Below are 12,845 nucleotides of genomic sequence, written 5' to 3'. Positions count from 1 at the left end.
ACCACGCCTCGCTTTCTGGTTATAAGGACGGCCAATGGCCCATTGGCTTGGAGCGACCCATGAGTACCGACAAAGACGACCTGTCGATCGAAGATGACTTTGCCACCGCTGACGACGACGCGGAACCGCAGGTGGAACCCGCAAAAACCAACCTCAGCAAACGTCGCACCATTGACAACCTCTTGGAAGAACGCCGCCTGCAGCGGCAACTCGCCGAGTTCGACTACGACCTGTAGCCCTGACGGAAAGCCTCCATACGGAGGCTTCCTGCATTCAGGTTTCACGTCAGGCCGTGTCGCCGGGCCAGCTCGATCAGATCCACCAGCGAGTGGGCGTTGAGCTTTAGCAACAAGCGGGTCTTGTAAGTACTGACTGTCTTGTTACTGAGGAACATGCTCTCGGCGATTTCCTTGTTCGACCTGCCGCGCGCCAGTTGTTGCAACACCATCATCTCCCTTGCCGACAGGCGATCGACCATTTCCATTTCACTGCCCGCGCCCACTCGGCCACGAGACTTGTGCAAAGCCTGATTGGGAAAATAGCTATAGCCAGACAACACGGCTTTGATGGCGCTGAGCAGTTCGGTGAGTTCCTGCTGTTTGCACACGTAACCTGCAGCACCCGCCTGCATGCAACGCATGGAGAAGTGCCCGGGTGCTTGTGACGTCAACACCAGTACTCGGCTGCCCGGACTGGCTGATGATAAACGGGCAATGACCTCCAGCCCGTCAAGTTTGGGAATACCGATATCCAGCACCACGATATCGGGGAGGTGTTCCCGCGTAAGCTGCAAGGCTGCCACTCCGTTGTCGGTTTCCGCGACCACATCGTAGCCATGCCGCTCCATCAGCATGCGCACTGCCAGGCGTATGACCGGGTGGTCATCCACGATAAGGACTTTATTCATGCGATATCCATTCATTCATTATTTTGCTTTAACGACGCTTCACCATAACCGAGCCGCACGCTCAGTGGCGTGTCAAATACCAGAGCAAATAGATGAATAGATGAGCCTTACGTCGCTTTAGGAATTTTCCTACAAATAAGAATTTACAACTTCCTTGCCCAGTCGCTTGGCAGTACGGCAAGGCAGTTACTTTTGCAACAGCGACATACAACAACAAAGAAGAAAGCGGGATCATTTTCATGGCGCGGAAAGAATCCAGCATTCGGTCGAGAGGGACGCTCTGGTATTGATAGGCAAAACCGCAGGAGGCCGCCACCTTGACCAGCCAACCCGCAGCCCCGCTGACCATCATCGCCATCTTTGCCGGCATCATTGAATCCTCTGCCCTGGCGACACTCCCTTTCCTGAGCGAAGAAAGTCAGACCCTATACACCTGGTTCGTGGTGGGTTTTCCGTTTTTTTTGACGGCCTTGTTTTTTCTGACGCTTAACTTCAACTACAAATCGCTGTACAAGCCCGAAGACACCAATAGCCTGAAAGTAGAGGCCGCCAGTACGCCTGCAAGTAATGGCCAGCTACGGTCCTCGACTGATGCAGATCCTGTCACTGTTATGCTTTCCGGCCCCGATGCGCAAAAAATGATTGCCGAGCAGTTACTTCACGCCATGGCCCAGCCTCATGAATCGGGCCGCACCTGGCTATTCTGCAACCTGGAGAATCAACACTATTTTCGGTTGACGGTTGGCGACCTTTCGGACAACCCGACATTACGCATGAAGTGACGACGCAAAAAAAACCCCGACCTGAGTCGGGGTTCTTTATTGCCTGCAGCTCAACTGTGCGTTAGAGCAAGCCACGGCCTTTGTTGGCCGCAATGCGCATGCGCAGCGCATTGAGCTTGATGAAGCCTGCGGCATCGGCCTGGTTGTAGGCGCCGCCATCTTCCTCGAAGGTCGCGATGTTGGCATCGAACAGCGAATCGTCCGACTTGCGGCCGACCACGGTGACGTTGCCCTTGTACAGCTTCAGGCGTACCACCCCATTCACGTTGACCTGCGAAGCGTCGATCATCTTCTGCAGCATCAGACGCTCCGGGCTCCACCAGTAGCCGGTGTAGATCAGGCTGGCGTACTTCGGCATCAGCTCATCCTTCAGGTGAGCGACTTCGCGGTCCAGGGTGATCGACTCGATGGCACGGTGGGCCTTGAGCATGATGGTGCCACCGGGGGTTTCGTAGCAGCCACGCGACTTCATGCCTACGTAACGGTTCTCGACGATGTCCAGGCGACCGATGCCGTTGGCACCGCCGATACGGTTCAGGTCGGCCAGCACAGTGGCGGGAGACTTCTCGACACCGTCGATGGCGACGATATCACCGTTGCGGTAGGTGAGCTCGATGTAGGTCGCCTGGTCTGGGGCGTTCTCCGGCGAGACGCTCCAGCGCCACATGTCTTCTTCGTGCTCGGTCCAGGTATCTTCCAGGACACCGCCTTCATAGGAGATGTGCAGCAAGTTGGCGTCCATCGAGTACGGCGACTTCTTCTTGCCGTGGCGCTCGATCGGGATGCCGTGCTTCTCGGCGTAGTCCATCAGTTTCTCGCGGGACAGCAGGTCCCACTCGCGCCATGGTGCGATGACCTTGACGCCCGGCTTGAGCGCGTAGGCACCCAGTTCGAAACGTACCTGGTCGTTACCTTTGCCGGTGGCGCCATGGGAAATGGCGTCGGCGCCAGTTTCGTTGGCGATCTCGATCAGGCGCTTGGCAATCAGCGGACGGGCGATGGAAGTACCGAGCAGGTACTCGCCTTCGTAGACGGTGTTGGCGCGGAACATCGGGAAGACGAAATCACGCACGAATTCTTCGCGCAGGTCGTCGATGTAGATCTCTTTGACGCCCATAGCCTGGGCTTTGGCGCGAGCCGGCTCGACTTCTTCGCCCTGCCCCAGGTCAGCGGTGAAGGTCACCACTTCGCAGTTGTAGGTATCCTGCAGCCACTTGAGAATCACCGAAGTATCAAGGCCGCCGGAATACGCCAGTACGACCTTTTTTACGTCCGCCATGCCATCACTCCACGGGGTTGTACGGAAAAGGCCCGATTCTACCGGCGTTACGGAAAAATTTACAGTGGGGCGACAGCTTCTGACGACAAAGCGACAGGAATTGTCGAGGGCGCGACGTCCTGTCGCACTCAGGAGGCTTTCGCCCCCGTTGCATTAGCGGTGGTGCCTGGGGCGGTGGCAGCAGGGGCCGCAGCGGGCGCCGCAGAGGGCGCCGGAACGGATTGCTGGGCCGGCTGGACGCCAGGTTTGTCGACCGGACTTACGCGGTCCAGTTCGATATTCACGCGTCGGTTGCGTGCGCGGTTGCCAGCACTGTTGTTTTTCACCAACGGATACCGCTCGCCATGGAAGCGCACGGTGATTTGATCTTCCGCTATGCCATGGGCAACGAAGTAGTCGGCTACCGCCAGCGCGCGGCGGCGCGAAGTGTCACGGTTGGTCAGGCGATTGCCGCTGTTGTCCGAGTGGCCGTTGAGTTCGATGTGATTGACCGTCGGATCGGCCTTGAGATAGTCGACGATCAGATCCAGGCGCGCGCGGGCCGCAGCGTCCAGATCGATACCCCCCCCAGGGAAGCTGACCTGGGTCTGGCGCACCTGGTCATAGTTCATCGCCAGCATCTTGCCGGCGCATACCTGATAATCGCTGTAGGCCTTGGCAAAACTCACCGGCAGCACCCGCACTTCCATCGCCCGCCCGCCTTCACCGGCATAACGGCGCACCACGGTGCTGCGCCCATCGAGCAAGCCATTGATCAGACGGCTGGCCTGGCCTTGAGAAGAGGTGAACAACACACCGTTGCGAGCCATGCGCACGGCGCCGAGGTTGATATCGCCCCGCCCTGGCTGCCAGGGTGCTGCGGCCGCCAGCAGCGTGGCCGACCCAGCGCCGAGGACATTGCTGTCCGAGCGCAGCTGGAACACCGGCTGCTCACCCGCCCGACGCACGAACTCGCCACTGCCGAAACCGTCGATCGACTGGATCAGGCGGCATTCGAACTGGTCACCCTCGACCTTCCAGGCGATGTTCTCCATGCGGGTCTGGAAAGTCAGTGCGCCGGCCGGCAGGCTGGCGAACAGGGTCAACAGGGCTAGGTAACGCTGGCGCACGGGCGGCTCCACTCTTTCTGACGGCTTACCTGCAGGCTATCGGACGCTCGGCGGAAAACTTGATAGCCGTGCTCCGCCCAGGGTTTTCCGGTAGCATTGACGCTTGAGTTCGACCCGCCTGGAATCCCCAATGTCCGATCGCCTGACCCTCCTGCGTCCCGACGACTGGCACATCCATCTGCGCGATGGTGCCGTCCTGCCCCATACCGTTGGCGATGTGGCGCGTACCTTCGCCCGTGCCATCATCATGCCCAACCTGGTTCCGCCGGTGCGCAATGCCGTCGAAGCTGGCGCCTACCGCGAGCGCATCCTTGCCGCCCGCCCGGCCGGCAGCCGCTTCGAGCCGCTGATGGTGCTGTACCTCACCGACCGCACCAGCCCCGAGGACATCCGCGCGGCCAAGGCCAGCGGCATCGTGTACGCCGCCAAACTGTACCCGGCCGGCGCCACCACCAACTCCGATTCGGGCGTGACCAGCATCGACAACATCTTCCCGGCCATCGAAGCGCTGGCGGAAACTGGCTTGCCTTTGCTGGTGCACGGCGAAGTGACGCGCAGCGAGATCGACGTGTTCGACCGCGAAAAGCGCTTCATCGACGAGCACATGCGCCGCTTGGTCGAGCGTTTCCCGACGCTGAAAGTGGTGTTCGAGCACATCACCACGTCGGACGCTGCGCAGTTCGTCACCGAGGCTCCGGCCAACGTCGGTGCGACCATTACCGCCCAGCACCTGCTGTACAACCGCAACCACATGTTGGTCGGCGGTATCCGCCCGCACTTCTACTGCCTGCCGATCCTCAAGCGCAACACCCATCAGGTGGCGTTGCTGGACGCGGCTACCAGCGGTAACCCGAAGTTCTTCCTCGGCACCGACTCGGCACCCCATGCCCGTCACGCCAAGGAAGCCGCCTGCGGTTGCGCCGGTTGCTACACCGCCTATGCGGCCATCGAGATGTACGCCGAAGCCTTCGAACAGCGCAATGCGCTGGACAAGCTGGAAGGTTTCGCCAGCCTGCACGGCCCGGCCTTCTATGGCCTGCCGGCAAATACCGACACCATTACCCTGGTCCGCGAAGAATGGACCGCCCCGGACAGCCTGCCATTCGGCGAGCAGACCGTGGTCCCGCTGCGCGCCGGTGAGAAATTGCGCTGGCGCCTGCTGGAGGACAACGCGTGAGCGAAGACCTCTACGAAGACGACCAGGACGGCCAAACCGGCAGCGGCTCGCGCCACCCGATGGCCGAGCGCTTCCGTGGCTATCTGCCAGTGGTGGTGGATGTCGAGACCGGCGGCTTCAATAGCGCCACCGACGCCCTGCTGGAAATCGCCGCGGTGACCATCGGCATGGACGAGAAAGGCTTCCTGTTCCCCGAGCACACCTACTTCTATCGGGTAGAGCCGTTCGAGGGCGCCAACATCGAGCCCGCTGCCCTGGAGTTCACCGGCATCAAGCTCGACCACCCGCTGCGCATGGCAGTGAGCGAAGAAAGCGCGCTCACCGACATCTTCCGTGGCGTGCGCAAGGCCCTCAAGGCCAATGGCTGCAAGCGGGCGATCCTGGTCGGCCACAACAGTAGCTTCGACCTGGGCTTCCTCAATGCGGCGGTGACGCGCAACGACCTCAAGCGCAACCCGTTCCACCCGTTCTCCAGCTTCGACACCGCCACCCTGGCGGGCCTTGCCTACGGCCAGACCGTGCTGGCCCGCGCCTGCCAGAGCGCCGATATCGACTTCGACGGGCGCGAGGCGCACTCGGCGCGTTATGACACCGAGAAGACCGCCGAGCTGTTCTGCGGCATCGTCAATCGCTGGAAAGAGATGGGCGGCTGGCGCGACTTCAACGATTGAGTCGAGATGCCCATCGCCGACAAGCCGGCTCCCACAAGTACTCCACAATGTTCAAGCCTGTGGTGACCCTGTGGGAGCCGGCTTGCCGGCGATAAGGCCAGAACAGGCACTGGAAGCCTTGAATTCCAGGCATAAAAAAACCGGCCACGAAGGCCGGTTTTTTTTATGCGCTCGGCAATTACAGCTTGCCAGCGTTCTCGCTCAGGTAAGCAGCAACACCTTCCGGCGAGGCATTCATGCCCTTGTCGCCTTTCTTCCAGTTGGCCGGGCAGACTTCGCCGTGCTCTTCGTGGAATTGCAGGGCGTCAACCAGACGCAGCAGCTCGTCCATGTTGCGGCCCAGTGGCAGGTCGTTGATGATCTGCGAGCGAACAACACCGTTGGTGTCGATCAGGAAGGCGCCACGGAAGGCCACGCCGCCTTCGGACTCGACGTCGTAGGCCTTGCAGATTTCGTGGGTCATGTCGGCCGCCAGGGTGTACTTCACCTGACCGATGCCGCCATTGTTGACCGGGGTGTTACGCCAGGCGTTGTGGGTGAAGTGCGAGTCGATCGAAACGCCGATCACTTCGACGTTGCGCGCCTGGAAGTCCGGAATGCGGTTGTCCAGGGCGATCAGCTCGGACGGGCAGACGAAGGTGAAGTCCAGTGGGTAGAAGAACACCAGGCCGTACTTGCCCTTGATGGCCGAGGCCAGGTTGAAGCTGTCGACGATTTCGCCGTTGCCCAGCACGGCTGGAACGGTGAAGTCGGGGGCTTGTTTGCCAACGAGTACGCTCATTGTAATCTCCTGATGAGGGTGAAGAACCGTTTGCCGGGCCAAGCAGGCTTGCCCGACATCCAACAAAGGCCGACCATCATACACGGCTTCTGATGACAGGCCGAATTCAACCGCCGGTCGCTCAAGCCCGGCCATCCCAGAAACTCCTTTGACAAGCATTCTCATTAACATTAAGCTCCAATCCATCGACTCAACCGCGATGGTCAGCCCTTATGTATGTGTGTCTTTGTGTCGGCGTTACCGACGGACAGATCCGCGATGCGATCTATGAAGGATGCTGCAGTTACAAGGAAGTGCGCGCTGCGACCAATGTCGCCAGCCAATGTGGCAAATGCGCCTGCCTGGCCAAGCAGGTGGTTCGTGAAACGATCACCGAGTTGCAGGTGAGCCAGCAAGCCGCCCTGCCCTACCCGGTAGAATTTACTGCCGCTTGATGTTACCGAATTTGAAGAACCGGACCTCGTGTCCGGTTTTTTTATGCCTGAAATTCAATAAGTTAGCGTTCCAACGCGGTTCACAAACATTCTTATTCCTATTAATTTTCACTTATTATTCAAGAACTTAGGTTTGACAGGCCTATGTATCGGGCTCAAACTTCTCTGTATTGGCATACTTCAACAGGGCAGGAACCCGAAATGAAAGGCGACGTAAGCGTCATCCAGCATCTCAACAAGATCCTCGGAAACGAGCTGGTCGCGATCAACCAGTACTTCCTGCACGCACGCATGTACGAAGATTGGGGCCTGAACAAGCTCGGCAAGCACGAGTACAAGGAATCCATCGACGAGATGAAGCACGCTGACAAACTGATCAAGCGTATTCTCTTCCTCGAAGGCATCCCCAACGTCCAGGACCTGGGCAAGCTGCTGATCGGTGAGCACACCAAGGAAATGCTCGAGTGCGACCTGAAGATCGAAAAGCAGGGCCTGGTCGATCTGAAAGCGGCCATCGCCCACTGCGAAACCGTCGGTGACTTCGGCTCGCGTGAAATGCTGGAAGACATCCTCGAATCCGAGGAAGAACACATCGACTGGCTGGAAACTCAGCTGAGCCTGATCGACAAGATCACCATCGAGAACTACCTGCAGTCGCAGATGGGCGAAGAGTAATTTTCGCAGGCAATAAAAAACCCGCCTTGAGCGGGTTTTTTATTGCCTGTCTGATGATCAGGCTTCGGCAGCCTTGGCCTTGGCGGCGGCTTCCTTGATCAGGGTCTGCAGCTCACCCTTCTCGAACATTTCCAGCATGATGTCGCTACCGCCGACCAGCTCGCCTGCTACCCACAGTTGCGGGAAGGTTGGCCAGTTGGCGTACTTGGGCAGGTTGGCGCGAATTTCCGGGTTCTGCAGGATGTCGACGTAGGCGAACTTCTCGCCACACTGCATGACGGCTTGCGAGGCGCGCGAAGAGAAGCCGCACTGCGGGGCATTCGGCGAGCCTTTCATGTAAAGCAGAATGGTGTTGTTGGCAATCTGCTCTTTGATCGTTTCGATGATATCCATGTAGCACCTCGGCTGAACTTTCCGACATGGTCGTCGGCACGGTGACGCATTGTATCGGAAAGCCGAGCGGCGTGCTCGGCCTCTGCCATCGCTCAGGCGGCCTCCACCTGCACGGGCACGCCATTGAGCGCAGCATTGCCGGAAACCTGATCGCGCAGGCTCTCATCGGTCAGGTCGTTGGCACTTACCCCCGGCTGCGACTGGGCAATCTGCAGGTGTACGCCCAGGCGACCATGGCCGAATCCATGGGGCAGGCTGACCACACCAGGCATCATGTCTTCGCAGGCTTGCACTTCGACTTCCAGCACGCCTGTGCGCGAACGGATACGTACTCGCTGGCCATCCTGCAGCTGTCGTTGCTGCAGATCCTCTGGGTGCATCAACAAGTGATGGCGCGGCTTGCCTTTCACCAGGCGATGGAAATTGTGCATCCATGAGTTGTTGCTGCGAATGTGCCGACGGCCGATCAAGAGCAAATCACCTGCCGCCGGTGGTGCCTGACAGGCAAGCCGGCGCAAGTCGTCCAGCAGCACCTGAGGCGCCGCCTCGATCATCTTGCTGGCGGTCCCCAGACGCGGGCCGAGGTTGGCCTGCAGGGGGCCGAGGTCAAGACCGTGGGGATGTTGGTCCAGGGTCTCCAGCGAAAGCTTGAAAGCGCAGGCATCACCGTAGCGCCCCTTGCGCAAGGCCAGGTCGATCATCTGTGCCGGCGGCTGGGTCGGTTTCAGTTCCAGCCCTGCACGCTCGGCAAACGCCCGCGCCAGGCCTACGAAAATTTCCCAGTCATGCAGTGCCCCGTCCGGCTTGGCCAGAATGGCCCGGTTGAAGCGCGTGACGTTGCGTATCGCCAGCAGGTTGAAGGTGCTGTCGTAATGGTCGTTTTCCAGCGCCGAAGTGGATGGCAGGATCAGGTCGGCGTGGCGGGTTGTTTCGTTGATATAAAGGTCGATGCTGAGCATGAACTCCAGGCCCTGCAGCGCCCTGTCGAGTTGACGACCGTTGGGGGTCGACAGCACCGGGTTACCCGCCACGGTCACCAGTGCGCGAACCTGGCCTTCGCCAGGCGTGAGCATTTCTTCGGCCAAGGCCGCCACCGGCAGTTCTCCACCGTATTCGGGCAAGCCCGACACTCGGCTCTGCCACGCATTGAAGTGCCCGCCCGACGTGCTCGCCACCAAGTCGACGGCAGGCTCGGTGCACAACGCCCCGCCCTCGCGATCAAGGTTGCCCGTGACCAGGTTGATCAATTGCACCAGCCAATGACACAAGGTGCCGAAGGCTTGGGTGGAGACCCCCATGCGACCGTAGCAGACGGCTTTGTCGGCAGCGGCGAAATCCCGTGCCAGCTGGCGAATGTCGGCTGCGTCGATGCCGCAGTGCGCACTCATGGCCTCGGCGCTGAACGGCACGATCGCCTCGCGCACCTGCTGCAGGCCATTCACCGGCAAGTGCGTGCCGCGCGCCAGGCCTTCGTCGAACAGGGTGTGCAGCAGGCCGCACAGCAAGGCCGCGTCGCCACCGGGGCGCACGAACAGGTGCTGGTCGGCCATCGCTGCCGTTTCGCTGCGTCGCGGATCTATCACCACCAGCCGCCCACCCCGTGCACGCAATGCCTTCAGGCGCTTTTCCACATCCGGCACGGTCATGATGCTGCCATTGGAAGCCAGTGGATTGCCCCCGAGAATCAGCATGAACTGGGTGTGATCAATATCGGGGATCGGCAAGAGCAGGCCGTGGCCGTACATCAAGTGACTGGTCAGGTGCTGGGGCAACTGGTCCACCGAGGTGGCGGAGAAGCGGTTGCGGGTCTTGAGCAAGCCAAGGAAATAGTTGCTGTGGGTCATCAACCCGTAGTTGTGCACGCTGGGGTTGCCCTGGTACACCGCCACGGCGTTGCGTCCATGGGCCTGTTGTATCGCCCAGAGCTTGTCGGCGGCCAGGGCGAACGCTTCGTCCCAGCTGATAGCCTGCCATTGGTCGCCAACCCGTTTATGCGGTTGGCGCAGGCGGTCGGGATCCTGCTGGATATCCTGCAGTGCCACGGCCTTGGGGCAGATGTGACCGCGGCTGAAAGGATCGTCTGGGTCGCCTTTGATCGAGCTGATGCGCGCAGGCTCGCCAGGCTCATGGCTGACTTCGATATTCAGTCCGCAGATGGCTTCGCACAGGTGACAGGCACGGTGATGCAGGGTCTTGGTCATGGCCGCCTCTGCCTTGTTGTTGTCGAAGGGTGACTATGCGCCCTGCGCCGGTGCCCATCCAGCCAGTTTCGTGGTGTGAATCCCGCGACATCAGGCGCACGATTCACGCCAACCTACGGCAAAGCCATTTGCCAAATTGCCAGCAAGCCGTGTACAACCCCTGTAGCAAATAAAAAACAGCAAGGGCTCAACGGGTAAATACACCCTTTGCAACAGAGCCGCTGTTTCCCCTCTTGGTTTTAGGCGACATTTAATTATAGTATTGCGCCTTTCCCTATTTCGTCCGCCCCGTGCGGCTTACGCCGCAGGTCACTCCCGTTGTCAAAAAAAACCATACGGTCGACCTGCATACCGTTGCAGATAAGGTAGTCAATCATGAGCGCTAGGCACTTTCTCTCCCTGCTGGACTTCACCACCGACGAATTGCTCGGGGTGATCCGCCGAGGCATCGAGCTGAAGGACCTGCGCAAGCGAGGCGTGCTGTTCGAGCCGCTGAAGAATCGCGTACTGGGCATGATCTTCGAAAAGTCTTCGACCCGTACCCGCGTGTCGTTCGAGGCCGGCATGATCCAGCTCGGTGGCCAGGCCATCTTCCTGTCCCCACGCGATACGCAGCTGGGCCGTGGCGAGCCGATCAGCGACAGCGCCATCGTGCTCTCGAGCATGCTCGATGCGGTCATGATCCGTACCCACGCCCACAGCACGCTCACCGAATTCGCCGCCAATTCGCGGGTACCGGTAATCAACGGTCTGTCGGACGAATCGCATCCTTGCCAGCTGCTGGCCGACATGCAGACGTTCCTCGAACACCGTGGTTCGATTCAGGGCAAGACCGTGGCCTGGATCGGCGACGGTTTCAACATGTGCAACTCGTACATCGAAGCGGCCCGCCAGTTCGACTTCCAGCTGCGCATCGCCTGCCCCGAGGGTTATGAGCCGGACCCACGCTTCATGGCGCTGGGCGGTGACCGGGTACAGATCATCCGTGATCCGAAAGAAGCCGTGCGTGGCGCCCACCTGGTGACCACCGACGTCTGGACTTCCATGGGTCAGGAGGAGGAAACTGCACGGCGCCTGGCGCATTTCGCGCCTTACCAGGTCACCCGCGAACTGCTCGACCTGGCGGCACCCGATGCCCTGTTCATGCATTGCCTGCCCGCTCACCGCGGTGAGGAAATCAGCCAGGACCTGCTCGACGACCCGCGATCGGTCGCCTGGGACCAGGCTGAAAACCGGCTGCATGCGCAGAAGGCCCTTCTCGAATACCTTGTCGAACCGGCTTACCACCACGCATGAGTCAACCCCTACTGCTCAACCTGCGCAACCTCGCCTGCGGCTACGGCGACCAGCGCATCGTCCAGAACCTCAACCTGCACCTCAATGCAGGCGACATCGGTTGCCTGCTGGGGTCTTCGGGATGCGGCAAGACCACCACCCTGCGCGCCATCGCTGGCTTCGAGCCGGTGCACGAGGGTGAAATCCAGCTGGCCGGCGAGGTCATTTCCCGCGCCGGCTTTACCCAGGCACCGGAAAAACGCCGAATCGGCATGGTGTTCCAGGACTATGCCCTGTTCCCACACCTGACCGTGGCACAGAACATTGCCTTTGGCATCGCCAAGCACCCGCGCCAGGCGCAGGTGGTCGAAGAGATGCTGGAGCTGGTCAAGCTCGGCGGCCTGGGCGGTCGCTACCCGCATGAACTGTCCGGTGGACAGCAACAGCGCGTCGCACTGGCCCGTGCACTGGCCCCGGAGCCGCAACTGCTGCTGCTCGACGAGCCGTTTTCCAACCTCGACGTGGAGCTGCGCCGGCGCCTCAGCCACGAGGTCCGCGACATTCTCAAGAGCCGCGGCACCAGCGCCATCCTGGTCACCCATGATCAGGAAGAAGCGTTCGCGGTCAGCGACCATGTGGGGGTGTTCAAGGAAGGTCGCCTGGAGCAATGGGACACGCCCTACAACCTCTACCACGAACCGCAGACACCGTTCGTCGCCAGCTTCATCGGCCAAGGCTATTTCATCCGTGGTCAGATGAGCAGCCATGAGGCGGTCAATACCGAGCTGGGCGAGTTGCGTGGCAACCGCGCCTACATCATGGCTCCCGGCAGTTCGGTGGACGTGCTGCTACGCCCTGACGATATCGTCCATGCGCCGGACAGCGCACTGCGCGCCAACATCGTCGGCAAGAGCTTCCTCGGTGCTTCGACCCTGTACCGCCTGCAGCTGCCGACCGGCAGCCAGCTGGAAGCGATCTTCCCAAGCCATATCGACCATCAGCTGGGCGAGGATGTGGGGATTGCCGTCAAAGCCGACCACCTGGTGCTGTTCCCGGTGCCGGGCAGTGTCGCGGCGCAATTGCCGCGGCAAGAGAATGGGGTTCGTCGCTACAGTTCGGCGACCTGATCATCAAGCAGGGGCTGCAGTGCAGCCCCTGCTG

The 12,845-nt window shown here is 60.4% G+C and carries 14 protein-coding genes; 8 read left to right on the top strand and 6 right to left on the bottom strand.

What is annotated here, in order from left to right; translation table 11 throughout:
• Positions 1 to 59 precede the first annotated feature (59 nt).
• Entirely contained in the window at positions 60 to 236 is a 177-nt protein-coding gene (locus ACIPZB_RS14225; RefSeq protein WP_008099588.1) for a PA3496 family putative envelope integrity protein, read from the top strand.
• 44 nt (positions 237 to 280) lie between these two features.
• On the opposite strand, the gene ACIPZB_RS14220 is transcribed toward ACIPZB_RS14225, so the two are convergent.
• Positions 281 to 907 carry a response regulator transcription factor gene (locus ACIPZB_RS14220; protein ID WP_008099586.1) on the bottom strand — a complete coding sequence of 209 codons (627 nt, stop codon included), beginning with the start codon at positions 905 to 907 and terminating at the stop codon, positions 281 to 283.
• 317 nt (positions 908 to 1,224) lie between these two features.
• Here ACIPZB_RS14220 and ACIPZB_RS14215 point away from each other — a divergent pair, with 317 nt between their 5' ends.
• Positions 1,225 to 1,689 (top strand): hypothetical protein, encoded by a 465-nt coding sequence (locus ACIPZB_RS14215; RefSeq protein ID WP_400640848.1) that lies wholly within the window; start codon positions 1,225 to 1,227, stop codon positions 1,687 to 1,689.
• Between the two features lie 61 nt (positions 1,690 to 1,750).
• Here the strand turns inward: ACIPZB_RS14215 and ACIPZB_RS14210 are convergent, their stop codons facing one another.
• Together ACIPZB_RS14210 and ACIPZB_RS14205 are read right to left on the bottom strand one after the other, a co-directional pair.
• The gene (locus ACIPZB_RS14210; protein ID WP_400640846.1) at positions 1,751 to 2,968 is read right to left on the bottom strand and encodes an argininosuccinate synthase; all 1,218 of its coding nucleotides are present in this window, start codon (positions 2,966 to 2,968) and stop codon (positions 1,751 to 1,753) included.
• A 128-nt stretch (positions 2,969 to 3,096) separates the two neighbouring features.
• Positions 3,097 to 4,077 carry an OmpA family protein gene (locus tag ACIPZB_RS14205; RefSeq protein WP_400640844.1) on the bottom strand — a complete coding sequence of 327 codons (981 nt, stop codon included), beginning with the start codon at positions 4,075 to 4,077 and terminating at the stop codon, positions 3,097 to 3,099.
• A gap of 130 nt (positions 4,078 to 4,207) precedes the next feature.
• Here ACIPZB_RS14205 and pyrC point away from each other — a divergent pair, with 130 nt between their 5' ends.
• A complete protein-coding gene (pyrC, locus tag ACIPZB_RS14200) occupies positions 4,208 to 5,254 on the top strand; it encodes a dihydroorotase (RefSeq protein ID WP_400640842.1) in 1,047 nt (348 codons plus the stop codon).
• Between the two features lie 59 nt (positions 5,255 to 5,313).
• The gene (gene rnt, locus ACIPZB_RS14195) at positions 5,314 to 5,925 is read left to right on the top strand and encodes a ribonuclease T (RefSeq protein WP_400640950.1); all 612 of its coding nucleotides are present in this window, start codon (positions 5,314 to 5,316) and stop codon (positions 5,923 to 5,925) included.
• 178 nt (positions 5,926 to 6,103) lie between these two features.
• Here the strand turns inward: rnt and ACIPZB_RS14190 are convergent, their stop codons facing one another.
• Positions 6,104 to 6,706, bottom strand: coding sequence for a peroxiredoxin (locus ACIPZB_RS14190; RefSeq protein WP_008099573.1), 603 nt, complete (start codon positions 6,704 to 6,706; stop codon positions 6,104 to 6,106).
• Between the two features lie 212 nt (positions 6,707 to 6,918).
• On the opposite strand from ACIPZB_RS14190, the gene ACIPZB_RS14185 reads away from it, so the two are divergent.
• Entirely contained in the window at positions 6,919 to 7,140 is a 222-nt protein-coding gene (locus tag ACIPZB_RS14185; protein ID WP_008099571.1) for a bacterioferritin-associated ferredoxin, read from the top strand.
• A gap of 201 nt (positions 7,141 to 7,341) precedes the next feature.
• Positions 7,342 to 7,815, top strand: a complete 474-nt coding sequence (bfr, locus tag ACIPZB_RS14180; RefSeq protein ID WP_008099568.1) for a bacterioferritin — start codon at positions 7,342 to 7,344, stop codon at positions 7,813 to 7,815.
• 57 nt (positions 7,816 to 7,872) lie between these two features.
• Here the strand turns inward: bfr and grxD are convergent, their stop codons facing one another.
• Both grxD and ACIPZB_RS14170 read right to left on the bottom strand, forming a co-directional pair.
• Positions 7,873 to 8,208 (bottom strand): Grx4 family monothiol glutaredoxin, encoded by a 336-nt coding sequence (gene grxD / locus ACIPZB_RS14175; RefSeq protein WP_400640839.1) that lies wholly within the window; start codon positions 8,206 to 8,208, stop codon positions 7,873 to 7,875.
• Positions 8,209 to 8,300: 92 nt separating this feature from the next.
• A complete protein-coding gene (locus ACIPZB_RS14170) occupies positions 8,301 to 10,409 on the bottom strand; it encodes a molybdopterin oxidoreductase family protein (protein ID WP_400640837.1) in 2,109 nt (702 codons plus the stop codon).
• A 375-nt stretch (positions 10,410 to 10,784) separates the two neighbouring features.
• On the opposite strand from ACIPZB_RS14170, the gene argF reads away from it, so the two are divergent.
• Together argF and ACIPZB_RS14160 are read left to right on the top strand one after the other, a co-directional pair.
• Positions 10,785 to 11,705 carry an ornithine carbamoyltransferase gene (gene argF, locus ACIPZB_RS14165; RefSeq protein WP_008099563.1) on the top strand — a complete coding sequence of 307 codons (921 nt, stop codon included), beginning with the start codon at positions 10,785 to 10,787 and terminating at the stop codon, positions 11,703 to 11,705.
• The gene (locus ACIPZB_RS14160; protein WP_400640835.1) at positions 11,702 to 12,811 is read left to right on the top strand and encodes an ABC transporter ATP-binding protein; all 1,110 of its coding nucleotides are present in this window, start codon (positions 11,702 to 11,704) and stop codon (positions 12,809 to 12,811) included. The genes argF and ACIPZB_RS14160 overlap by 4 nt, the downstream gene beginning before the upstream one ends.
• The last annotated feature ends 34 nt before the right edge of the window (positions 12,812 to 12,845 follow it).

The sequence above is a fragment of the Pseudomonas sp. NPDC089396 genome, from assembly GCF_044749545.1.
Classification (GTDB): domain Bacteria; phylum Pseudomonadota; class Gammaproteobacteria; order Pseudomonadales; family Pseudomonadaceae; genus Aquipseudomonas.
This window is presented reverse-complemented; position numbering and strand designations above follow the sequence as displayed.